This window comes from Luteimonas saliphila (genome assembly GCF_016774335.1).
GTDB classification, from domain to species: Bacteria; Pseudomonadota; Gammaproteobacteria; order Xanthomonadales; family Xanthomonadaceae; genus Luteimonas; species Luteimonas saliphila.
The window spans coordinates 226,065-249,960 of the sequence record NZ_JAETWA010000014.1; the positions used below are offsets into that span (position 1 = coordinate 226,065).

Consider the following 23,896-nt stretch of genomic DNA (forward strand, 5'->3'; position numbering starts at 1 on the left):
GACCGCGGTCTGGTCCAACAGGCGTACCAGGGCGGAAGCGGCGCCCTGGTTGTCGCCGGCAACGAGAGCATGACGTGATGGAGGGGGCGCATGCCCACCAGTGCGGTTCGCGACATCGTCATCCTGGGCGGAGGTACCGCAGGCTGGATGGCAGCCGCTGCGTTCGTGCGGGTGCTCGGAGAAGCATGCCGCGTGCACGTCGTGGAGTCCGAGCTGATCGGCACCGTCGGAGTCGGCGAGGCCACGGTGCCGCATATCAAGGCCTTCAACAACCTGCTGCAGATCGACGAGGCCGACTTCGTCCGCAGGACGCAGGGTACCTTCAAGCTTGGCATCCAGTTCGTCGACTGGCTGCGCGTCGGTGAGACCTACATCCATGGCTTCGGCACGGAGATCGGCCGAAATCTCGGCCTGCTGCCGTTCCATCAGTACTGGATCAAGGGCCACCTGAAGGGACGGGTCCAGGGAATTGGCGCGTACTCGCTCAACACCTTGGCGGCCGAGCGCGGCAAGTTCATGGTATCGGCAAGCGATGTGCCGCCCGGTTCTCCGTTGGCCAACATCGCCTATGCCTACCACTTCGACGCCGGGCTCTACGCCCGCTACCTGCGCGAATACGCGGGGCAGCGTGGCGCGAGACACACTGAAGGAATGGTGCGCGAGGTGGTCCTGGATCCCGAGAACGGGCACGTAGCCTCGCTGCGCATGGAGTCGGGGGCCGAGATCCAAGGTGACCTGTTCATCGACTGCTCAGGCTTCCGGGGACTGCTGATCGGCGATGCTGTCGGCACTCCCTACGAGGATTTCAGCCATTGGCTGCCTTGCGACCGCGCGTTCGCGGTCCCGTGCGAGAGCACAGGGCCGCCAACGCCATACACGCGCTCCACCGCGCGCGCGGCGGGCTGGCAATGGCGAATCCCGTTGCAGCACCGCACCGGCAACGGCTACGTCTACTGCAGCCGCTACGTCAGTGACGACGAGGCGGCTGCCACGCTCTTGGCCAACCTCGACGGCGACGCGTTGGGGGACCCTCGGCCTCTGCGTTTCACCACCGGCCGGCGTTCTGCCTGCTGGAATCGCAACGTGGTCGCACTCGGCCTGGCGAGCGGATTCATGGAGCCGCTGGAGTCGACCAGCATCCACCTAGTTCAATCCGGCATTTCCAAGCTGCTGGAGATGTTCCCGCGGGACGGTTTCAACCCTGTGTTGGCGCAGAAGTACAACGCCAGACTTGCGTTCGAGTTCGACCGGATACGTGATTTCCTGTTGCTGCACTACTACGCCACCGAACGCGGCGAGCCGTTCTGGCGCGAATGCCGGGAGATGGTGATCACGCCGGAATTGAGCGAGAAGATTGCCCTGTTCCGCGACAGCGGCCAGTTCTATCGTAACGCCGAGGAAATGTTCGGTGATGTCAGCTGGATCGAGGTCATGCTGGGCCAAGGCGTGGTGCCGAACGGGTACCACCCGCTCGTGGACCAGGTTCCGGAGCCCGACCTGTACCGGTTTATCGAAGGGGTGGGCAAGACGATCTCCAACTGCGTCGAGGCCATGCCGATGCACCAGCAGTTCATCGACCGTTTCTGCAAGGCGGATCGGTGATTGCAAGGGTGGGGATATGGACGGCCTGCGACTCCATACGGCAGACCGTGCCAATCGCCTATGGATCGTGTTGCGGTGCACGAGTACATTTGTTTAACAATCTGGTGTAATCGTTTTCATGGCTCGAAACCGGCCCTCGGTGATGCCCCCACCTCGTCCGTGTGTAGTAAATGATCCGGGCGAGCTCCCGATAGGAACATGCATGCTGCCCCCATCGCGCGAGAACCCGACTCTGGTCCGTTGGATTCCCCTGCTACTCGCGTTGGCCTTGCTGGCATCCTGCCAGCGGGAAGCGCCTCAGCCGCAGCAACCCGTCGTCGCACCGCCGACGCCCGGCCCGATCCCGCAGGTCGTGCTGCCGGAGCCCGAGCCCAGGCAGGAAGAACCCCCGGGCCCGCCCGAGCTGCCACCGCTGTTCCGCGACATCGAGCGGCGCACGTTCCAGTTCTTCTGGGATACCACCAACGAGGTGAACGGACTGACGCCGGACCGCTTCCCGTCGCGGCCGTTCGCGAGCATCGCCTCGGTCGGCTTCTCGCTGACCGCGTATCCGATCGGGATCGAGAACGGCTGGGTCAGCCGCACCCAGGCGGTGGACCGGACGCTGGCCACGCTGACGTTCCTGCGCGGGGCGCAGATGGGGCCGCAGGCCGAGGGACGCAGCGGCCACAAGGGATTCTTCTATCACTTCCTCGACATGCAGACCGGCGCGCGCTACGACCGGTGGGTCGAGCTGTCGAGCGTGGACACCGGCCTGCTGCTGATGGGCGTACTGTTCGCGCAGTCGTACTACACCGGCGAGGATCCGCGCGAGGCGCAGATCCGCAAGCTCGCCGACGAGGTCTATCGCCGCGTCGAATGGCCGTGGCTGCAGCAGCGGCCGCCGCTGATCTCGATGGGCTGGTATCCCGAGCGCGGCTTCATCGGCCACGACTGGAAAGGCTACAACGAGGCGATGCTGGTCTACATCCTCGCGCTGGGCTCCCCGACGCATCCGGTGGACCCGGAGGCGTGGCAGGTCTGGACGGAGACCTACGAGCGGGACTGGGGCGTGTTCCAGGGCCAGGAGTACCTGAGTTTCGGCCCGCACTTCGGCCACCAGTATTCGCACGTGTGGATCGATTTCCGAGGCATCCGCGACCAGTACATGGCCAGCCGCGGCATCGACTACTTCGAGAACAGCCGCCGGGCGACCTACGCCCAGCGGGCGTATGCGATCGAGAATCCGATGAAGTGGGACGACTACGGCGAGAACGTCTGGGGCCTCACCGCCAGCGACGGACCGCAACGCACCACCCAGGACTTCCGCGGCGAACAGCGCGAGTTCCGCCACTACAGCGCACGCGGAGCGGGCCTTTCGGACGAGTTCGACGACGGCACGATCGCACCGACTGCGGCGATCGCCTCGATCGCGTTCGCGCCGGAGATCGTGATCCCTGCCACCGAGGAGCTGTACGAGCGCTATGGCGAGTACCTATACTCCAGCTACGGCTTCCTCGACGCGGTCAACCCGAGCTTCAAGTACGACGTGCCGCTCAAGACCGGGCGCCTGATCCCCGGACGCGGCTGGGTGGCGAGCGACTACATCGGCATCGACCAGGGACCGATCCTGACCATGATCGCGAACTACCGCAGCGAGTTCGTGTGGAAGGTGATGCGGGAGAACGCCTACATCCGCAAGGGCCTGGAGCGCGCGGGCTTCACCGGAGGATGGCTGGCGCCGCCCGGCGGTCCGCAGACGTCGGGCGAGCCCGATCCGGAAGCCGCGGCGGCCAGCGACATCGGCATGGCGCAGTCGCGCGCGTCGTCCGGCGAGGACGACAAGCCCCCGTCCGAGCCGAGGGCGTCGGACCCGCCGCAGTAGCGTGTCGCGCGAGGCCGTCCCGGGCGTTGCGGGAGTCCTGCCTCCGCATGCCTGCGGACAGCGGCGCGCAGGCGTTGCCGATGCGTCCGGAGCGGCAGAAACCTCTACCATCCGCCGCATGCGATATCCGATTCCCGCGCTGCTGGGGCTGTTGCTGTGCATCGTGCTCGCGGGCTGCGCCCGCGACGACGGCACGACCACGATCCGGTTCTGGGCCATGGGGCGCGAGGCCGAGGTGGTGGCAGGATTGCTCAGCGACTTCGAGCGCGAACACCCGGGCATCCGCGTCGACCTGCAGCAGATCCCCTGGACCGCCGCGCACGAAAAGCTCCTGACCGCCTTCGCGGCCGACGGCTTGCCCGACATCTGCCAGCTCGGCAACACCTGGATCGCCGAGTTCGCGATGCTCGACACGCTCGAGCCGCTGCAGGGGAGGGTGGACGCCTCGCAGGTCGTCGAGGAGGCGGACTATTTCCCCGGCATCTGGGCCACCAACGTGGTCGACGACGTGCTCTACGGCGTGCCGTGGTACGTCGACACGCGCCTGCTGTTCTACCGCAAGGACCTGCTCGCCAAGGCGGGCTTCGATGCCCCGCCCGCCACCTGGGCCGAATGGGAACGCGCGATGGCGGCGATCGTGCGCGACGGCGCTCCCGGCCGCCACGCGGTGCTGATGCCGGTCAACGAGTTCGAGCCGCAGCTCTCCTTCGCGCTGCAGACCGGCGAGCCGCTGCTGCGCGACGACGACCGCTACGGCAATTTCCGCGGTCCCGGCTTCCGCAAGGCGCTGGCGTTCTATGCCAACGCTTTCGCGCAGGGCTGGGCGCCGCGCATGTCCGATACGCAGATCTCGAACGTCTGGGACGAGTTCTTCCGCGGTTCCTATGCGTTCTACCTGTCGGGCCCCTGGAACATCCGCGAGTTCCGGCGGCGCCAGCCACCGGAACTGGCCGGAGCCTGGGGCACGATGCCCTTGCCCGGGCCGGATGGACCGGGTGCGGGGATCGCGGGTGGCACCAGCCTGGTGCTGTTCCGCTCGTCCGAACGCAAGGATGCGGCGTGGAAGCTGGTCGAGTTCCTGTCGCGGCCCGACATCCAGCAGCGCTTCCACGCGCTGATCGGCGACCTGCCCCCGCGCCGCAGCACCTGGGAGCATCCCGCGCTCGCCGAAGACGAACTCGCGCGCGCCTTCCGCGACCAGCTCGAGCGCGTACAACCGACGCCGCAGGTGCTGGAGTGGGAGCGTATCGCGCAGGAGATGCGACTGGCGACCGAGCGCGTGGTGCGCGGCGGGCAGCCGCAGGAGCGGGCGGTCGTCGAACTGGACGCGCGCGTGGATGCGATCCTGGCGAAGCGACGCTGGGTGCGCGAGCGGGAGGCGCAGTGATGAGGTCGCCGACGCGGCACCCGGCGGGAACGGGCGATCCAGGCCTGCGGGGGTCCGGTCGCTGCCGTCGGCGCCGCGCATGCGCGGAGAGCCCCCGTGCGGGCTAGCCTGGCAGGTTGGGTATTCGCCGCGCCGGCGCTGGCGGTGCTCGGCATCTTCTTCGGCCTACCGGTGCTGGCGGCGCTGCTGTTGAGCCTGACCGATTTCGACCTGTACGCGCTCGCCGATTCAGGCAACCTGCGCTTCGTCGCGCTCGACAACTATCTCGACCTGCTGCGCACGCCGCTGTTCTGGAAGGCGCTGGGCAATACCTTCTACTTCGTGGTGATCGGCGTTCCGCTGTCGATCGCGGTGTCGCTGGCTGCGGCGCTGCTGCTGAACTCGTCCGTCGCCAGGATGCGGGCGCTGTTGCGCACCGCGCTGTTCGCGCCGGTGGTGACCACGCTGGTGGCGGTGGCGGTGATCTGGCGCTACCTGTTCCACACCAGCTACGGTCTGGTGAACTGGGGTCTGGCCCAGGTCGGCATCGCGCCGGTGGACTGGCTGGGCGACCCGCGCTGGGCGATGCCGACGATCATCCTGTTCGCGGTGTGGAAGAACTTCGGCTACAACATGGTGATCTTTCTCGCCGGCCTGCAGGCGATTCCCGGCGACCTGTACGAAGCCGCGCGCATCGACGGCGCTTCGCGCTGGCGCCAGTTCATCCACATCACCCTGCCGCAGCTCGGTCCGGTGCTGCTGGTGGTCGGCGTGATCACGGTGTCGGGCTATTTCCAGCTGTTCGCCGAACCCTACGTGATGACCCGCGGCGATCCGCTGCAGAGCACGGTGAGCGTGCTGTACTACATGTTCGAGGAAGGCTTCAAATGGTGGAACCTCGGCCGCGCGTCGGCGGTGGCGTTCCTGCTGTTCCTGATCATCCTCGCCGCGACGACCCTGCTGCTGCGCGTCGGGCGCAGAAAGGGGCTGGTATGAGCGGCGTCGGTCAATCGTGGTGGCACGTGTCGCGGGTCAACGGCGCGCTGCTGGTGCTGTCGGTACTGAGCCTGGCGCCGCTGCTGTGGATGGCCTCGGTGTCGTTCATGCCGCGCGGCGAAGCCAGCCAGTTCCCGCCGCCGTTCCTGCCGTCCGCGTTCACTCTCGACAACTACCGCGAGCTGTTCGCCAGGACCGGCGTGAGCCGCAACTTCGGCAACAGCCTGCTGGTCTCCGCGGCGATCACGCTGCTGTCGCTGCTGGTCAACACCATGGCCGGCTATGCCTTCGCCAAGCTGCGCTTCCGCGGCCGCGAACGGATCTTCCAGCTGCTACTCGCCGCACTGGTGATACCGGCGCAGGTGGCGATGCTGCCGCTGTTCCTGCTGATGAAGCAGCTTGGGCTGGTGAACAGCTACTGGGGCGTGATCATCCCCGGCATGGCGACGGTGTTCGGCATCTTCCTGGTACGGCAGTACGCACGCAGCATCCCCGACGACCTGATCGAGGCGGCGCGGATCGACGGCGCCGGCGAACTCCGGATCTTCTTCCAGGTGGTACTGCCCATGCTCAAGCCGGTGCTGGTCACCCTGGCCACCTTCACCTTCATGGGCGCGTGGAACGACTTCATGTGGCCGCTGATCGTGCTCACCGACCAGGAGCGCTACACGCTGCCGGTCGCGCTCGCCGCGCTCTCGCGCGAGCACATCATGGACGTGGAGCTGATGATGGCCGGCGCGATGGTCACCGTGCTGCCGGTGCTGCTGCTGTTCCTGCTGCTGCAGCGCTACTACATCCAGGGCCTGCTACTCGGGAGTGTGAAAGGGTGAGGGCGGGCGCTTGCGAGGCACTGCCTCGCGCCCGCCCGAACGCCCGGCCAAGGATGGCCGGGCCGGCGGCTCCGGAGCCTGTGAAGTCCCGCCATGGATGGCCGCAAGAAGATAATTGCGCAACGCGCGCTTGCGAGCCACTGGCTCGCGCGCCCGCGAACGCCCGGCCAAGGATGGCCGGGCCGGCGGCTCCGGAGCCTGTGAAGTCCCGCCATGGATGGCCGCAAGAAGATAATTGCGCAACGCGCGCTTGCGAGCCATTGGCTCGCGCGCCCGCGAACGCCCGGCCAAGGATGGTCGGGCCGGCGGCTCCGGAGCCTGTGAAGTCCCGCCATGGGTGGCCGCAAGAAAATAGTTGCGCAACGCGCGCTTGCGAGGCACTGCCTCGCGCCATGGCGGAACGGCCGGGCCGGTGGGCACCGGAGGAGCCCGCGCTGTCGCGCCATCGATGGCCCAGTGCGAAGAACAGCAAATCGCAGGATCGCCACGGAAAGCAACCGGAAGACACTGGATCCAGATGCAGACTACGAACATGATCGACGGACACCACCACACGGCGGCAAGCGAACGTTTCACCCACGCTCTCGCAGTCGCGATGCTCACCTTCGCATGTTTTCTTTCGCAGGCGCTGGCGCCGGCGCACGCCCAGCCGATGCCGCCCGCGATCGAACTCCCGCCGGATCCCCCCCGCCTGCTCGACGGCTTCGACGATCCCGCGCCCTGGCGCGTCGTCACTTCGAACCAGGTCAGCGGCAGCGTGCGTGCGGTCGAAGGCGACGGCGGCGGCGCCGTGTGCCTGAACTACGATTTCAACGGCGTTTCCGGCTACGTCGGCATCCAGCGCGACCTGCCGATCGACTACCCCGGCAACTTCGCCTTCTCGTTCCGCCTGCGCGGAGACTCGCCGGACAACGACCTGCAGTTCAAGCTGGTCGACGCCAGCGGCGACAACGTCTGGTGGGTGAACCGGCCGAAGTACGACTACCCGCGGCAATGGACGCCTGTGCGCTACAAGCGCCGTCACATCGACAAGGCATGGGGACCGGACCCGGACCCGGTTTTGCGCCGGAGCGAGAAGCTCGAGTTCACCATCTACAACAACGTCGGCGGTCGCGGCAGCGTGTGTTTCGACACACTGGTATTCGAGCCGTTGCCGGCCGACGACGACAGCCCGCTGCGCGCCGACGCCGTCGCCACCGCGGGCGATGCGACGCTCGCGGTCGATGGCAGGATGGGCACCGCGTGGCGCGTGGACAAGTCGACGCTGCCGCAACGGCTGGTGCTCGACCTGGGCAAGGTCCGCGAGTTCGGCGGCCTGCGCCTGCGCTGGGATGGAAAGGATTACCCGTCGCGTTACCGGATCAGCGTGTCCGACGACGGCGCGGCCTGGCGCGAGGTGCGCGCAGTGACCGCCGGCAACGGCGGCGACGACTGGATCGCGCTTCCGGAGTCCGAGGCGCGCTACATCGCCTTCGACCTCGTCGACGGGCCGATACGACGCTTCGCCCTATTCGAGGCGAACGTCGAACCGCTGGCGTTCGCGGCGATGCCGAACGATTTCATCGGCTCGATGGCCGCGCACGCGCCCAGGGGCTGGTTTCCGCGCGGCTTCAGCGGCGAGCAAGCGTACTGGACGATCCTGGGGCTCGATGGCGGCGCGCAGCAGGGGCTGATCGGAGAGGACGGCGCGGTGGAGGTGGCCAAGGGCGGTTTCAGCATCGAGCCGTTCGTGCTGGTGGATGGCACGCTGGCCTCCTGGGCCGACGTGGCGACCACCCAGTCGCTGCAGGACGGCTACCTGCCGATCCCTGCGGTGCACTGGCAGCGCGACGACCTGGCACTCGACGTCACCGCGTTCGCGCATGGCACACCGCGCGAGTCGCGCCTGGTCGTGCGCTACCGGCTGTCCAACCCGGGTGGCAAGGCGCGCGACTACACGCTGGCGCTGGCGCTGCGGCCGTTCCAGGTGAATCCGCCCAGCCAGTTCCTCAATACGCGCGGCGGCGTCAGTCCGATCGGTGCGATGTCGATCGACGGCGGCACCGTGTCCGTCGACGGCAGGCCGAGGGTGTTCGCCAAGCAGTTGCCGAGCGCCGCGTTCGCCACGATGTTCGATGCGGGCATGGCGGTGTCGCACCTCGCCGCCTCGCGCACGCCCGCCACGACGAGCGTGGCGGATCCGACCGGGCTCGCTTCCGGCGCCCTGCTGTACCGGATGCGTCTTGCGCCGTGGGAAACGCGCACCATCGAGGTGATGGTGCCGATGACCGGCACCGCCGCGCTCGCGCGCCGCTGGTGGGACGCGGAGGCGCTGCAGGCCGAGACCGCAGCGATGTGGCGCGACAAGCTCGACCGCGTGACGCTGACCGTGCCGCCGCAGGGACAGGCGCTGGCCGACACGTTGCGCACCTCGCTGGCACACATGCTGATCTCGCGGATCGGCCCGCGCCTGCAGCCGGGCACGCGTTCGTACGCGCGCAGCTGGATCCGCGACGGCGCGATGATCTCGGAAGGGCTGCTGCGCATGGACCGCCCCGACGTGGTGCGCGAGTACGTGGAGTGGTATGCGCCCTACCAGTTCGACAACGGCAAGGTGCCGTGTTGCGTCGACGACCGCGGCAGCGATCCGGTGCCGGAGAACGACAGCCACGGCGAGCTGATCTTCAACATCGCCGAGTACTGGCGCCACACCGGCGACCTCGCCTTCCTGGAACGGATGTGGACGCACGTCGATGGCGCGTATCGCTACATGGAGGAATTGCGCCTGTCGGAGCGCACGGCCGCGAACCGGCGGCTCAATCGCGCGTTCTACGGGATGATGCCGGCCTCGATCAGCCACGAGGGATACTCGGCCAAGCCGATGCACTCGTACTGGGACAACTTCTGGGCGCTGCGCGGCTACAAGGATGCGGTGGAGGTCGCGCAGGCGTTGGGCAAGGCCGAAGAGGCGGCGCGGATGGCGGCGTCACGCGACCAGTTCCATGGAGACCTGATGGATTCGCTGCGGGCCGCGGCGGACCTGCACGACATCGACTTCCTGCCCGGCGCGGCCGAACTGGGGGATTTCGATCCGACCTCCACCACCATCGCGCTCGCGCCCGGCGGCGAGCAGGAGCGCCTGCCGCAGGACCTGCTGCACAACACCTTCGAGCAGTACTGGTCGCGCTTCCTCGACCGCCGCGACGGACGCCTGGAATGGAAGGACTACACGCCCTACGAATGGCGCAACGTGGCGGCGTTCGTGCGGCTGGGCTGGCGCGAGCGGGCGCAGGAGGTGGTCGACTTCTTCTTCGCCGATCGTGCGCCGCAGGCCTGGAACCAGTGGGGCGAGGTGGTTTCGCGCACGCCGCGCAAGCCGTTCTTCCTCGGCGACCTGCCGCATGCGTGGGTCGGGTCGGACTTCGTGCGTTCCGCGCTGGACATGTTCGCCTATCCGCGCGAGCGCGACGACAGCCTGGTGCTCGCGGCGGGCGTGCCGGTGGACTGGCTGGACGGCAGCGGTGTCGGCATCGCGGGATTGCGCACGGCCTCGGGTCCGCTCGCCTACCGCTTGCGGCGTGACGGCGGATCGCTGCTGCTGGAGGTCGACGATTCCGGCCTGCGGTTACCGTCGGGTGGGCTGGTGCTGCCGTGGCCGCTGGCAGGCGAGCCGGGCGAAACCAGCATCGAGTCGGGCGCGGCGCAGTGGAACGGGCGCGAGCTGTGGGTGACCGCCTTGCCTGCACGAATCCGCATCACTGCGGAAGCCGTGGAAGGGGGAAAGGGCGGCGAGGACAGGGCAGGTGCAGCGGAGATGACCAGCCCGGACTCTCCATCGCGCTAAGCTCCCGCTTCCAGAATCCGAATCACGGTTCCCGACCCCGGCGCTCGCCATCTCCCGCGCCCGGCATCGACGCGACGACATGGTCCGAACCCGATCCAACGCATTCCCGCTCTGGCCGCTGCCGCTCGCGATCGCGGCGACGTTCACCTTCGCCGCGCACCTCGCATTGTGGCTGTCGATCCGCGACGGCTATGTCGAGGCCTGCGTGCCGGTGCTGGAGGGCTGCACCTCGATCAGCGGCGCCGCGCGCCATGGCCTCGGCAACCACCTGTTCCGCCTCCTGGTGCTGCCATGCGCGTTGCTGCTCGGCCTGCACTGGTGGCTGGCGTCGCGCTGGCTGGGGCGCCACCGGGACGTGGCGTGGCTGGGCGCGATTGCCGCGGTGGCGCTGGCGGTCTACGCGACCTTCCTGGGCACCGACGGCGACACGTACCGGTTCCTGCGACGCTACGGCGTGGTCTGCTTCTTCGGTTTCGGCTACCTCGCGCAGTTGCGTTTCCTGCACGGCGCGCGAGGCGATGCGCGGAGTGGTCCGAACCTGTTCCGGGCCATGCTCGCGGTCAGCGCGACGATGCTGCTGCTCGGCGTGGGCAACGTCGCGGCGAGTGCGCTGGTCGGGGACGAAGACCTGAAGGACCGGATCGAGAACGCGCTCGAATGGCAGCTCGGCTGGCTGCTGGCGGCGTGGTACGTGTTGCAAGCCGTCTGCTGGAGGCGGGCTGGCGCGAAGCTTGCGCTCGATTGAATCGCAGACATCACGGCGGGCGCGCGGGGCGCTTCCGCCGGCATTCAGTGGAGCGCGCGCGCCTGGGCGATGATCGCCGCGGCCTTCGTGGCGCTTTCGCGAACCTTCGTCCATTCGCCCGCTGCCAGCCACTCCTTGGGCACCATCCACGAGCCGCCGATGCACGGCACGTTGGGCTGGGCGAGGAACTCGCCGGCATTGGCCTCGGTGATGCCGCCGGTCGGGCACAGCTTCAGCGCAGCGAGCGGGCCGGCCAGCCCCTTGAGCATCGACAGACCGCCCACGGCGGTGGCCGGGAACAGTTTGCAGCAGCGGAAGCCCAGCGACATCAAGCGCAGGAATTCGGTCGGCGTGGCGCCGCCGGGCACCGCGGGAATCGATGCCAGCACCAGCGCCTCGGCCAGTGCGGGCGGGGTGCCGGGCGTGACCAGGAAATCCGCGCCGGCGTCGATCGACTGGCGGATGTGCGTTTCGTCGAGCACGGTGCCGGCGCCGATGACGATGCCGGGCAGTTCCTTCTTCAGTGCCGCCAGTGCGTCCAGCGCGGCCGGCGTACGCAGGGTGAGTTCGAGCGAGGTCAGGCCGCCTTCCAGCAGCGCCTCGGCGATGCGGCGTCCCTGGTCGACGCTGTCGACGGTGATCACCGGCAGGATGCCGGCATCGCGCAGCAACTGTTCGGCGCGGTTCTGGAGAGCTTCGATGGTCATGGGTGGTGATTGGTGATTGGTGGATTTGTGATTCGTGATTGGTGATTAGTGGTTCGTGGTCCGAGGCGACGGTCGGCCTCCATGCGCGCAGCAGAATGGCGGCAGCGCGGGAGGATCAAGGTCGCAGCTTTCGAATCACCAATCACGAATCCACCAATCACGCATCCTTCGACTCGTGCGGCGCCTCGGCGGCAATGCGCGGATCGTCGCCGAGTTCGTATTCCGAATCGTAGTCCCACTGCCCGCCGTCGCGGGCGGGTGGGCCGCAGGAGATGGACAGCGCGCCCTGGTCGGCCGGCGAGACCATCGCGCGGTTGAACGCGAACAGGTTGCGGCCGATGTCCCAGGCGCAGTGCGCTGTGCTCGGCGCGAGTTCGCGCGCGGCCCACTCGCCGGCATCCACCAGCGCTTCGAGCGTGCCGGCCTCGCCGTCGAGGCGGATGATGTCGCCCTCGCGCAGCCTGGCGAGCGGGCCGCCGCGCGCGGCTTCCGGGGTGAGGTGGATCGCGGCGGGGATCTTGCCCGACGCGCCCGACAGTCGTCCGTCGGTGACCAGCGCGACGCGACGCCCCTGGTTCTGCAGCATGCCCAGCAGCGGCGCCAGCGAATGCAGTTCCGGCATCCCGTTCGCTTTCGGGCCTTGGTAGCGGACCACGGCGACGAAATCCTGCGGCAGCAGCCCGGCGGCGTGCAGTTTGTTGAGCGCGCGGGGATCGTCAACCACCACCGCCGGCGCCTCGATCGTGCGGAATTCGGGCTTCACCGCCGAGAGCTTGATCAGCGAGCGGCCGAGGTTGCCGCGTAGCAGTCGCAGGCCGCCCTGTGCTTCGAACGGTGCGGAGGCAGGGCGTACCACGGCCTCGTCGCCGCTGGTCGCCACCGTCGGGGCGAAGGCGAGCGTGCCGTCGGTCAGGGTCGGCTCGTCGCACCAGGCGCGCATGCCGCCGGCAAGCACGGTTTCGACGTCGGCGTGCATCAGCCCGGCATCGAGCAGTTCGCGGAACACGAAGCCGATGCCGCCGGCGGCGTGGAAGCGGTTCACGTCCGCCTCGCCATTGGGATACACGCGCGCCAGCAGCGGCACCACCTGCGACAGCTGGTCCATGTCGTCCCAGGTCAGGACGATCCCGGCGGCGCGCGCGACCGCGGGCCAGTGGATGGTGTGGTTGGTGGAGCCGCCGGTGGCCATCAGCGCCACGACCGCGTTGACGATCGCGCGTTCGTCGATTACCCGGCCGAGCGGCCGGTAGTCGTCGCCGAGCGCGCTGATGCGCAGCGCGCGTTCGGTCGCGGCGCGGGTGAGCGCCTCGCGCAGCGAGGTGCCGGGATTGGCGAACGAGCCGGGCAACTGCACGCCCATCGCCTCGAGCAGCACCTGGTTGGAATTGGCGGTGCCGTAGAAGGTGCAGGTGCCTGGCGCATGGTAGGACGCGGCCTCGGCCTCGAGCAGTTCCTCGCGCGTGGCCTCGCCGGCGGCGTAGCGTTCGCGCACTTCCGCCTTCTGCTTGTTCGGAATGCCGGGCGTCATCGGCCCGGCCGGGATGAAGATCGCGGGCAGGTGGCCAAAGGCGAGCGCGCCGATCAGCAGGCCCGGCACGATCTTGTCGCAGATACCCAGGTGCACCGTGCTGTCGAACATGTCGTGCGAGAGGCCGATCGCGGTGGCCTGGGCGATGACGTCGCGCGAGAACAGCGACAGCTCCATGCCGGCGCGGCCCTGGGTGACGCCGTCGCACATCGCCGGCACGCCGCCGGCGACCTGGGCGGTGGCGCCGAGCCTGCGCGCGTGTTCGCGGATCAGCTGCGGATAGGTCTCGTAGGGCTGGTGCGCCGAGAGCATGTCGTTGTACGCGGTGACGATGCCCAGATTCGGCGTGGCGCCGCCGCGCAGGCGCGACTTGTCGGTCGGCCCGCAGGCGGCGAAGCCGTGCGCGAGGTTGCCGCAGCTCAGGCGCGAGCGGTTCGGCCCGGCATGGTGCATGGCCTCGATGCCGGCGAGGTAGGCCGCGCGCGAGGCGCGGCTGCGGCGGCGGATGCGCTCGGTGACGTCGTGCAGTACGGGATGCAGGCTCATTGGCGTTCTGGCGATGAGGCGGGTCGATGGCGTCGCGACCGCAGGGTCACGGACACCAGTGGATGTGCAGCGGCGCGCCGGGCGTCAGGAAGGCGATACGCGCCGGGTATTCGCGCGGATCGTCGCCGTCCAACACGCGCTCGAGCAGCTTGCGCTTGCTCTCGCCGCGGATCAGCAGCAGTCGCGTGTGCGCGGGCGCGAGCCCGGCGGGCGTCAGGCTGATGCGGCGCAGGAACCTGCCGGCGCCGGGGCAGCCGGTGGCGTCGACCTGCACGTAGGCCGCACGCGAACCGAGCGCGGCATCGAGGTGCTGCATCCGCGGGAACAGCGAGGCGGTGTGGCCGTCCTCGCCCATGCCGAGCACCACCACGCCGGCCGGTGCCTGCGCGTGCAGGTTGGCGGCGCTGACCGCTTCCTCGATGCTGCGGCCGGGGCGGGTGATGTTCTCGAAGCGGGCCTTCGCCGCGTTGTTGCGCAACAGCGATTCGCGGATCAGGCGCGAGTTGCTGTCGGGATCGTCGGGCAGCAGCCAGCGTTCGTCGACCAGGGCCACGTCGACGCGGTCCCACTCCAGCGGCGCCTTCGACAATGCCTCGTACACCGGCGCGGGCGTGCTGCCGCCCGACAGCAGCAGTCGCGCGCGCGGCTGCTGCTGCAGGTCGCGCGCGAGCACCGAGGAGATCGCGACCGCCGCGCCCCAGGTCCACTGCGTCTGCGACTCGTAGCTGTGCATGCGCACGCGCGAGCCTTCGGCCTGCCCGGGGGAATCGTGCTGCGGGCCGTGGCCGGTCATGCCGGCGCCGCGTCCAGCGCTTCGCGGCGCGCGATCGCGGCCGTGCCGAGCAGGCCGGCATTGGGGTGCATGACCGCCAGCGACGGTACCCGGGCCATCGCCGGCGAGAACCGGCCCTTGTGCTCGAAGCGCTGGCGGAAGCCCGAATGCTGGAGGGCGTCGAGCATCTTCGGCACCACGCCGCCGGTGAGGAACACCGCGTCCCAGGCGCCGAGCGTGAGCACCAGGTCGCCGGCGATCGCGCCGAACACCGCGCAGAACACGTCGACCGCGCGCATGCAGCGCGGATCGCCGGCCTGGGCGCGGGCGGTGACGTCGGCCGGCTGCATCGGCCCGGGATCCTCGCCGGCGAGTTCGCTGAGCGCGCGATGGATGTTGACCAGACCCGGGCCGCAGACCAGGCGCTCGTTCGACACCCGCCCGAACTGCGCGGACAGGCGGTCGAGGATCGCCAGTTCCTCCGGCGTGCCGGGCGGGAAGCTGACGTGCCCGCCCTCGGTCTCGAGCGGATACTGGCGGCCCTCGCGGATGATCAGCGCGCCGACGCCGAGACCGGTGCCCGGCCCGAGGATCGCGTAGGTGCGGTGTTGCGGCGCCGCCTCGGGGCTCCACGTCGCGCCGCCGATCGGGACCACGTCGCCGGCCTGCAGCAGCGGGATCGCCATCGCCTGGGCGGCGAAGTCGTTGATCAGGGTGACGCGCTCGAAACCGAGCTGGGCCTGGGTGCGCTGCCTGGAGATCACCCAGGGATGGTTGGTGATCCGCGCGACGTCGCCGTCGACGTGGCCGGCGACGGCGAAGATCCCCTCGCGAATCCCGGATTCCTCCTGGCCGGTCTCGCGCAGGTAATGGCGCGCGGCATCGGCGAGCGAGGGGAAGTCGACGACCGGGTAGCGCTGCATGCTGTCCACGATCAGCGGCGAGGCGAGCGCCGGATCGGCCAGCGCGAAGCGGGCGTTGGTGCCGCCGATATCCGCCAGCAGGATCCGCGTGGCGTCGCTCATCCGCGCCTGCCCGTCGGACCCGGGACCGTTCGCGGCAGGAAGGCCGCCGCCGCCGCCGGTCCCCACGAACCCGCGGGGTATTCCTCGACGGGGGTTCGGGCCTGCTGCCAGGCCGCGCTGATGCTGTCGATCCAGCGCCACTGCGCCTCGACCTCGTCGTCGCGCACGAACAGGGTCTGGTCGCCCTTGAGCGCGTCGATCATGAGCCGTTCGTAGGCGATCCGGCGCTTGGGCGGCAGCATCGCCATGTCCAGCGACATCGGCATCAGTTCGGTGGCGCCCCATTCGGGCGCGGCCAGGCTGCCCATCAGGCCCAGTTCGATCGTCTCTTCCGGTTGCAGGCGCATGCGCAGGCGGTTGGGCGTGGCGTGCTTGCTGTCGGGACGATCGAACACCCAGTGGGTGACCGGCTTGAAGTTCACCAGCACCTCGGTGGTGCGCGAGGGCAGGCGCTTGCCTGTGACCAGCCGGAACGGCACGCCGGCCCAGCGCCAGTTGTCGATCCAGGCACGCAGGCCGACGAAGGTCTCGACAGCGCTGTCAGCCGTAAAACCCTTCACCGCCGCGCCTTCCACCACGCCCGCGCCGTAGCGGCCACGAACGCTGTCCGCGGCGGCGTCGGCGGCGGTCATCGGGCGCAGCGCGCGCAGCACCTTGCGCTTTTCGTCGCGCACGCTGTCGGCGTCGAGCGCCGCGGGCGGCTCCATCGCCACCAGCGCCAGCAGCTGCAGCATGTGGTTCTGGACCATGTCGCGCAGCGCGCCGTAATCGGCGTAATAGCCTTCGCGCCCGTCGACGCCGGCGGTCTCGGCGACCAGGATGTCGACCGACTCGATGCAGCGGTTGTCCCACACCGCCTCGAGCAGGGTGTTGCCGAAGCGCAGCGCCAGCAGGTTCTGCACCGGCGCCTTGCCCAGGTAGTGGTCGATGCGGAAGATCCGCGATTCGTCCAGCGCCGACTTGAGGGTGGCGTCGATCTCGCGCGCCGACGGCAGGTCGTGGCCGATCGGCTTCTCCAGCACCAGCCGCGACGGCGGTTCGAGCAGGCCGGCGGCCTTCAGTCCCAGGCAGGCCGACTCGAACAGGTTCGGCGGCGTCGACAGGTAGCTCACCGCCGGACGGTCGGCGTAGCGCGACAGCGTCGCGGCCATGCCCTCGATGTCGTTGAGGTTGAGCGGATGGTAGCGGATGCGGCCGAGCAGGTCGTCGAGCGCGCCGTTGCGCGCATCGCCATCGCCGATGCGCTCGCGCAGCCAGGCGCGGAAACCGTCGTCGTCGTGCTCGGTGCGACCGATGGCGACCACGCGGAAATTTTCGGGCAGCAGCCGGTCGCGCAGCAGGTGCAGCAGCGAGGGGAAGAGGTAACGTTGTGCGAGGTCGCCAGTGGCGCCGAACAGCAGGAGTGAATCGTGCATGGACGCCGGGGATGGCTCTGTTCAGTAGGGAAGGGGATCGGACAGGCCGCGTCCGTGGCTCTCAATGATGCCAGAGTACCAGCGCGCGCTGTCCTTCGGGGTCCGCTCCTGGGTCCCGTAGTTGACGTGGATGATACCGAACCGCTTGGAATAGCCCAGCGACCACTCCAGGTTGTCGAGCAGCGACCACGCCATGTAGCCGCGGATATCCACGCCGGCGGCGATTGCGTCGTGGATCGCGGACAGATGCTTTCGAAGGTAATCAATCCGCAGCGGGTCGCGCACGCGGCTATCCTCGGCCACTGCCGGGTCGAAGAACGCAGCCCCGTTCTCGGTGATGTAGACCGGCAGGTCGCCGTAGGTGCGCTTGAACCACAGCAGCAGGTCGGTGAGTCCCTGCGGGAATACCTCCCAGCCGGTCTCGGTATAGGTGCCCAGCGGCTGGCGCACCGCACCGGCCTCGAGCGGATAGCTGTCGTCGGCCGCGGTGACGCTGCGGGTGTAGTAGTTGATGCCGACGAAATCCAGCGGCTGCACGATGAGCCTGAAGTCGTCCTCGGGGAAGTCCGGCCAGGCATCGCCGAAGATCTCCTTCAGTTCCGGCGGGTAGCGCCCGAGCAGCGCCGGATGCAGGTACTGCTCGTTCATGTAGGCATGGGCGCGGCGGGTGGCGGCGGCATCCTCCGGCGAATCGCTGGCCGGGTACTTCGGTTCGATGTTCACCACCAGGCCGATCTCGTGCTTTCCCTCGGCGCGATAGGCCTGCACCGCGGCGCCATGCGCGCGCATCAGGTTGTGCGAGGCGATCGGCGCCTCGAAGCGGCTGCGATGGCCCGGGGCGAGGGCGCCGTGCAGGTAGCCGCCGTCGGTGATCACCCAGGGCTCGTTGAGCGTGACCCACTTCTTCACCCGGCCATCCAGCGCGCGGTAGAGCACGCTGCCGTACTCTGCGAACCAGTCGGCACAGTCGCGGTTGAGCCAGCCGCCGCGGTCGTCGAGCGCGGCCGGCAGGTCCCAGTGGTAGAGCGTGAGCAGCGGCTCGATGTCGCCCTCCAGGAGTTCGTCGACCAGGCGCGAGTAGAAGTCCAGGCCGGCCTGGTTCACCCGACCGGTGCCCCCGGGCAGGATCCGCGACCACGACACGCTGAAGCGGTAGGCCTGCAGGCCCAGCTCGCGCATCAGCCGCACGTCGTCCTTCCAGCGCCGGTAGTGGTCGCAGGCGACGTCGCCGGTGTCGCCGTTGAGGGTCATGCCCGGGGTGTGCGCGAAGCGGGTCCAGATGCTCGGTCCGGCCCCGTCGGCGAGCGGCGAGCCCTCGATCTGGTGCGCGGCGGTGGCGGCGCCCCAGAGGAATCCCTTCGGGAAGCTGAAATCCTTGTCTGCGGTTGGGCTCATTGCTGGGAATTCCTCGCGGCGGCATGGTGTGGAAACGATTACATGCCAGAATAGCGCAATCATCCGGTGCAGTGTATTCGCAGCCCGGGACCGCGGATGCACGCGATGCGCATGCATTCGTGACGCGGTTCGCAGCGCTGCGGTGGCGCTGGAATCCGTGCGGACTGGAGGAACGATGGCGCGCGTGCGGCTCGAAAACCTGCGCAAGGTCTACGACAACGGGCACGTCGGCGTCGCCGGCGCGAGCTTCGAGGTCGGCGACGGCGAGCGGCTGGTGCTGGTCGGGCCGTCGGGCTGCGGCAAGACCACCCTGCTGCGCATGCTCGCAGGCCTGGAAACCATCACCTCCGGCACCCTGCATATCGGCGAGCGCGTGGTGAACGAAGTCGCGCCGAAGGACCGCGACATCGCGATGGTGTTCCAGAGCTACGCGTTGTACCCGCACATGACTGTTGCCGAAAACCTCGGCTTCGCGCTGAAGCTGCGCGGGCTGTCGAAGAACGAGATCGCGTCGCGGGTGGGCGAGGCGGCGCGGATGCTGGAACTCGACGCCGTGCTCGCCCGGCGGCCGGCGCAGCTGTCCGGCGGCCAGCGCCAGCGGGTGGCGCTCGGGCGCGCGCTGGTGCGGCAGCCGCAGGTGTTCCTGCTCGACGAGCCGCTGTCCAACCTGGACGCGAAGCTGCGCGCGGGCATGCGGGTGGAGATCGCGCGGATGCACCAGCGGCTGGGCACGACCATGGTCTACGTCACCCACGACCAGGTCGAGGCGATGACGCTGGGCCAGCGCATCGTGGTGATGCGCGATGGGCACATCCAGCAGATCGACACGCCGATGGCGCTGTACGAACGCCCGGCGAACCTGTTCGTCGCCACCTTCCTCGGCAGCCCGGCGATGAACGTGCTGCGGGGGCGCGCGCTGCACGACGAGCGCTGGTCGCTCGCGCTCGCCGACGGCACGCGCGTGCCGCTGCCGGAGGATCTCCCGCTCGATGCCGGCTGGAACGGGCGCGAACTGTGCTTCGGTGTGCGTCCGGAACACCTGCAGCCAGCGGGCGAGGACGTGCGATCCGCATTCGATGCCGCGGTGGACGTGGTCGAACCGGTCGGCAGCGAGGTCTACGTCAACCTGCGGCTGGGTGAACAGGCGCTGGTCGCGCGGCTCACGCCCGGTGCCATGCCGAATCCGGGAGGCACGTTGCGGTTGCGCCTCGTACCGGGCCGCGTGCACGTGTTCGATCCGGAGAACGGTCTGGCGCTGGCGTGCGGGTGACAAGGCCTTCATGGCGCGTAGGCGCGATCCGGGCCATCATGTGGGTATGACCTACGACGGCGCCCCCATCCTGCCGCCGCCTCCACCGCTGTCCGATCAATGGGCGTTGTTCCTCGACGTCGACGGCACGCTGGTGGCATTCGCCGACCACCCCGAGCAGGTGCGCGTACCTGACGGCCTGGTCGATCGCCTGGCCCGGCTCTCGGAAGCCCTGGGCGGCGCCCTGGCGCTGGTCAGCGGCCGGCGGATCGAAACCCTCGACCGCCTTTTCGCGCCGCGGAGGTTCGCCGCGGCCGGGCTGCACGGCCTGCAACGGCGCGCAGCGGGCGAGCCGGCGCCGGCGCCCGAGACCCCGCCGATGGCGTTGCAGGCGGTGAAGATGCAGGCCAAGACCCTGCTGACGCGATATCCGCAGGCGTTGCTGGAAGACAAGGGAGAGGCGATGGCACTGCACTGGCGGGCGATGCCCGAGGCGGCGGCCGATCTCCAGGCCTTCGCGATGCAGGCGTTGACGCGCCTGCCCGGCTACCACCTGCAGCCGGGCGACCATGTGGTGGAATTGCGGCCACGGCACGCGGACAAGGGCGCCGCGATCGAGGCGTTCCTGTCCGAGCCGCCGTTCCGGGGGCGGACCCCGGCATTCATCGGCGACGACCTCACCGACGAGCACGGCTTCGGGATCGTCAATGCCCACGGCGGCGTCAGCGTGCTGGTGGGCGATCGCGAGGGCACGCGTGCCGGCCACCGGCTGGCGGACATCGGCGAAGTGTTCGAATGGCTGGGGGTGGCCCGGTGAGCGGCGTCGACGGCATGCCGCAATCGCTCGACCTGGGCGTGATCGGCAACGGCAGCTTCGGCGCGCTGATCGATCGCCAGGCGCGGGTGGTCTGGAGTTGCCTGCCGGCGTTCGATGGCGATCCGGCGTTCTGCGCGCTGCTGTCGCCGCGCGACAACGAAGGCGGCGACCTGGCGGTCGAACTCGAGGACTACGAGCGCAGCGAACAGCACTACGTCACCAACACCGCGATCCTGCGCACCGTGCTGCACGACCGCCACGGCGGCGTCGTCGAAGTACTGGATCTGGCCCCGCGCTGGAAGCAGAACAGCCGCATCTACCGCCCGGTCTCGATCATCCGCCGGATCACGCCGCTCGCCGGCACGCCGCGCATCCGCGTCCGCGCGCGGCCGCTGGCCGACTGGGGCGCGCGCCTGCCCGAATCGACCTGGGGCAGCAACCACGTGCGCTGGATGCTGCCGGACTACACGCTGCGCCTGACCACCGACGTGCCGATCCGCTTCGTGCGCGAAGGCACGCCGTTCGTGCTCGGCGAGCGAGTGCACCTGGTCTTCGGCCCGGACGAGTCGCTGCTGCGCTCGCTGTCCGGATACGTCGAGGAAGCGCTCGGCCGCACCGAACACTACTGGCGCGAGTGGGTCCGCTACCTCTCGATCCCGCTGGACTGGCAGGAAGCGGTGATCCGCAGCGCGATCACGCTCAAGCTGTGCCAGTACGAGGACAGCGGCGCGATCATCGCGGCCATGACCACGTCGATTCCGGAGGCGCCCGATACCCCGCGCAACTGGGACTACCGCTACTGCTGGCTGCGCGACGCGGCCTTCGTGGTGCGCGCGCTCAACCGGCTGGGCGCGACCCGCAGCATGGAGGAGTTCCTGCGCTACATCTTCAACATCGCCACCCACGACGGCAGCCTGCAGCCGCTGTACGGCATCGGCTTCGAGGAGAAGCTCGAGGAACACGAGGTCGAATCCCTGGCCGGCTACCGCGGCATGGGCCCGGTGCGACGCGGCAACCTGGCATGGGTGCAGAAACAGCACGACGTCTACGGCAGCGTGGTGCTGGCCTCGACCCAGCTGTTCTTCGATCAGCGCCTGGCGCACCCGGGCGACGCCGCGGCGTTCGCACGCCTCGAGCCGCTGGGCGAACGCGCCTTCGCGCTGCACGACCAGCCAGATGCCGGGCTCTGGGAATTCCGCGGCCGTGCCGAAGTTCATACCTACACCGCGGCGATGTGCTGGGCGGCCTGCGACCGCCTGGCCAAGATCGCCGGGGCGCTCGCGCTGGAGGAGCGCGCCGCATACTGGCGGTCGCGCGCAGACACGATCCACGCCACCGTGATCGAGCGCGCATGGCGCCCGGAGGCCGACCACTTCAGCGCCTCGTTCGACAGCGACTACCTGGACGCCTCGCTGCTGCTGCTGGCGGACATCGGGTTCCTCGCGCCCGACGACCCGCGCTACGTCGCGACCGTCGACGCCATCGGCCGCGACCTGCGCCGCGGCGACGCGCTGTTCCGCTACATCGCGCCGGACGATTTCGGCGAGCCGGAGACCAGCTTCACCATCTGCACCTTCTGGTACATCGACGCCCTGGCGGCGACGGGGCGGGTGGACGAGGCGAGGGCGATGTTCGAGCGGCTGCTGGCCCGGCGCAACCACCTCGGCCTGCTGTCGGAGGACCTCTCGTTCGAGGACGGCGAGGCCTGGGGCAACTTCCCGCAGACCTATTCGCACGTCGGCCTGATCATCGCCGCGACCCGGCTCTCGCGCAGCTGGCAGGAGGCGTCGTGAGCCGCCTCGTGGTGGTGTCCAACCGCGTGGCGGTGCCCGGGGAGGCGCGCGCAGGCGGTCTGGCGGTCGGCCTGGAGGCGGCGCTCGGGACGCGTGGTGGCTTGTGGTTCGGCTGGAGCGGCAAGGTGGTGCGGGAGGACAGCGGCCGCCTGCACGAACAGGCGGAGGGCGAGGTGCGCTACGTCACCATGGACCTCGACCGGCCCGACCACGACGCCTACTACAACGGCTTCGCCAACCGCACGCTGTGGCCGCTGCTGCACTCGCGCCTGGACCTGGTCGACTACGCGCGCGAGACCCGCGCCGGCTACCGTCGGGTCAACGCCCTGTTCGCAGACCGGCTGGCGCCGCTGCTGCGCGACAGCGACGAGGTCTGGATCCACGACTACCACCTGATCCCGCTGGCCGCGCTGCTGCGCGAGCGCGGCATCGGCTGCCGGATCGGCTTCTTCCTGCACGTGCCGATGCCGTCGGCGGACCTGCTGGGCGCGCTGCCCGAACACGGACGCCTGTTCGGCACGCTGTACGCCTACGACCTGGTCGGGTTCCAGACCACCCGCGACGCCGACCGCTTCCGGACCTATGCGCGCATCTACGGCGGTGCGACAGTCACGCCCGATGGCACGGTGAAGCTGCCCGGCGGCGGCACCGTCGCGGTGGGCGCATTCCCGATCGGGATCGATGCCGCGCGCATCGCCGAGCAGTCGGCGGCGGCGGTCGGCAAGCCCGCGGTGCGCGCGCTGCGCGAGAGCCTGAGCGGGCGCCAGCTGGCGATCGGCGTCGACCGGCTGGATTATTCGAAGGGGCTGCCGGAGCGCTTCCGCGCCTTCGGCCGCTACATCGAGCGCCATCCTGCCGAACGCGGGCGCCTGACCTTCCTGCAGATCGCGCCGGTCTCGCGCGGCGACGTGGCCGAGTACCAGCACCTGCGCGATCAGCTCGAGGGCCTCGCCGGGCACATCAACGGCACCCACGCCGAGCCGGACTGGACGCCGCTGCGCTACGTCAACCGCAACTTCGCGCATGCCACGCTCACCGGCTTCTACCGGATGGCGTCGGTGGCCCTGGTCACGCCGCTGCGCGACGGCATGAACCTGGTGGCGAAGGAATACGTGGCCGCGCAGGATCCGGAGAACCCGGGCGCGCTGGTGCTGTCGATGCTGGCCGGCGCAGCGGCGGAGCTGGATGCGGCGCTGCTGGTGAATCCCTACGACCTGGACGGCGTCGCCGATGCGATCGCGCGCGCCTCGACGATGCCATTGCAGGAGCGGCGCGAACGCTGGGAGTCGATGATGCGCCCGATCACCGGCTACGACATCCACGTCTGGTGCCGGCGCTTCCTCGAGCGGCTGGCCGAAGTGGCCGGCTGAGCGGTTCCACGACCGCGACGGGCCCCGGGGCGGCTCGTTATACTCGCCAATTC

General features: G+C 69.3%; 17 protein-coding genes. 11 read left to right on the top strand and 6 right to left on the bottom strand.

What is annotated here, in order from left to right:
• Window positions 1-90: 90 nt before the first annotated feature.
• The 7 genes from JMO03_RS04055 to JMO03_RS04085 all read left to right on the top strand — a co-directional run bounded on the left by JMO03_RS04055 (window position 91) and on the right by JMO03_RS04085 (window position 11,226).
• The gene (locus tag JMO03_RS04055) at window positions 91-1,602 is read left to right on the top strand and encodes a tryptophan halogenase family protein (RefSeq protein WP_202840484.1); all 1,512 of its coding nucleotides are present in this window, start codon (window positions 91-93) and stop codon (window positions 1,600-1,602) included.
• 202 nt (window positions 1,603-1,804) lie between these two features.
• Window positions 1,805-3,466, top strand: a complete 1,662-nt coding sequence (locus JMO03_RS04060; RefSeq protein ID WP_202840486.1) for a glucoamylase family protein — start codon at window positions 1,805-1,807, stop codon at window positions 3,464-3,466.
• A gap of 118 nt (window positions 3,467-3,584) precedes the next feature.
• Window positions 3,585-4,853 (top strand): sugar ABC transporter substrate-binding protein, encoded by a 1,269-nt coding sequence (locus JMO03_RS04065; protein ID WP_202840488.1) that lies wholly within the window; start codon window positions 3,585-3,587, stop codon window positions 4,851-4,853.
• 96 nt (window positions 4,854-4,949) lie between these two features.
• The gene (locus JMO03_RS04070; RefSeq protein ID WP_202840489.1) at window positions 4,950-5,828 is read left to right on the top strand and encodes an ABC transporter permease subunit; all 879 of its coding nucleotides are present in this window, start codon (window positions 4,950-4,952) and stop codon (window positions 5,826-5,828) included.
• The gene (locus tag JMO03_RS04075) at window positions 5,825-6,658 is read left to right on the top strand and encodes a carbohydrate ABC transporter permease (protein ID WP_202840491.1); all 834 of its coding nucleotides are present in this window, start codon (window positions 5,825-5,827) and stop codon (window positions 6,656-6,658) included. Before JMO03_RS04070 ends, JMO03_RS04075 begins: the two co-directional genes overlap by 4 nt.
• 652 nt (window positions 6,659-7,310) lie before the next feature.
• The gene (locus JMO03_RS04080) at window positions 7,311-10,481 is read left to right on the top strand and encodes a discoidin domain-containing protein (protein WP_202840630.1); all 3,171 of its coding nucleotides are present in this window, start codon (window positions 7,311-7,313) and stop codon (window positions 10,479-10,481) included.
• Window positions 10,482-10,560: 79 nt separating this feature from the next.
• On the top strand, window positions 10,561-11,226 hold the full coding sequence (locus tag JMO03_RS04085) for a hypothetical protein (protein ID WP_202840493.1): 666 nt from the start codon (window positions 10,561-10,563) through the stop codon (window positions 11,224-11,226).
• A 44-nt stretch (window positions 11,227-11,270) separates the two neighbouring features.
• On the opposite strand, the gene eda is transcribed toward JMO03_RS04085, so the two are convergent.
• The 6 genes from eda to JMO03_RS04115 form a co-directional block, all read right to left on the bottom strand.
• Window positions 11,271-11,933, bottom strand: a complete 663-nt coding sequence (gene eda / locus JMO03_RS04090) for a bifunctional 4-hydroxy-2-oxoglutarate aldolase/2-dehydro-3-deoxy-phosphogluconate aldolase (RefSeq protein ID WP_202840495.1) — start codon at window positions 11,931-11,933, stop codon at window positions 11,271-11,273.
• A 157-nt stretch (window positions 11,934-12,090) separates the two neighbouring features.
• Window positions 12,091-14,007 carry a phosphogluconate dehydratase gene (gene edd, locus JMO03_RS04095; protein WP_202840496.1) on the bottom strand — a complete coding sequence of 639 codons (1,917 nt, stop codon included), beginning with the start codon at window positions 14,005-14,007 and terminating at the stop codon, window positions 12,091-12,093.
• 46 nt (window positions 14,008-14,053) lie between these two features.
• Entirely contained in the window at window positions 14,054-14,800 is a 747-nt protein-coding gene (pgl, locus tag JMO03_RS04100) for a 6-phosphogluconolactonase (RefSeq protein WP_238345877.1), read from the bottom strand.
• Window positions 14,797-15,804, bottom strand: a complete 1,008-nt coding sequence (gene glk, locus JMO03_RS04105; protein WP_202840498.1) for a glucokinase — start codon at window positions 15,802-15,804, stop codon at window positions 14,797-14,799. Before glk ends, pgl begins: the two co-directional genes overlap by 4 nt.
• The gene (zwf, locus tag JMO03_RS04110; RefSeq protein WP_202840500.1) at window positions 15,801-17,219 is read right to left on the bottom strand and encodes a glucose-6-phosphate dehydrogenase; all 1,419 of its coding nucleotides are present in this window, start codon (window positions 17,217-17,219) and stop codon (window positions 15,801-15,803) included. Before zwf ends, glk begins: the two co-directional genes overlap by 4 nt.
• A gap of 21 nt (window positions 17,220-17,240) precedes the next feature.
• A complete protein-coding gene (locus JMO03_RS04115; protein ID WP_202840502.1) occupies window positions 17,241-18,614 on the bottom strand; it encodes a GH1 family beta-glucosidase in 1,374 nt (457 codons plus the stop codon).
• Between the two features lie 175 nt (window positions 18,615-18,789).
• Between JMO03_RS04115 and JMO03_RS04120 the strand changes: the two genes are divergently transcribed.
• The 4 genes from JMO03_RS04120 to otsA are packed head-to-tail and all read left to right on the top strand — an operon-like array spanning window position 18,790 to window position 23,843.
• Complete coding sequence (locus tag JMO03_RS04120) at window positions 18,790-19,884, top strand: ABC transporter ATP-binding protein (protein ID WP_202840504.1); 1,095 nt, start codon at window positions 18,790-18,792, stop codon at window positions 19,882-19,884.
• A 46-nt stretch (window positions 19,885-19,930) separates the two neighbouring features.
• The gene (otsB, locus tag JMO03_RS04125; protein ID WP_202840512.1) at window positions 19,931-20,680 is read left to right on the top strand and encodes a trehalose-phosphatase; all 750 of its coding nucleotides are present in this window, start codon (window positions 19,931-19,933) and stop codon (window positions 20,678-20,680) included.
• A 14-nt stretch (window positions 20,681-20,694) separates the two neighbouring features.
• On the top strand, window positions 20,695-22,473 hold the full coding sequence (locus JMO03_RS04130) for a glycoside hydrolase family 15 protein (RefSeq protein WP_202840634.1): 1,779 nt from the start codon (window positions 20,695-20,697) through the stop codon (window positions 22,471-22,473).
• A complete protein-coding gene (gene otsA, locus JMO03_RS04135; protein WP_202840514.1) occupies window positions 22,470-23,843 on the top strand; it encodes an alpha,alpha-trehalose-phosphate synthase (UDP-forming) in 1,374 nt (457 codons plus the stop codon). The genes JMO03_RS04130 and otsA overlap by 4 nt, the downstream gene beginning before the upstream one ends.
• Window positions 23,844-23,896: the final 53 nt, after the last annotated feature.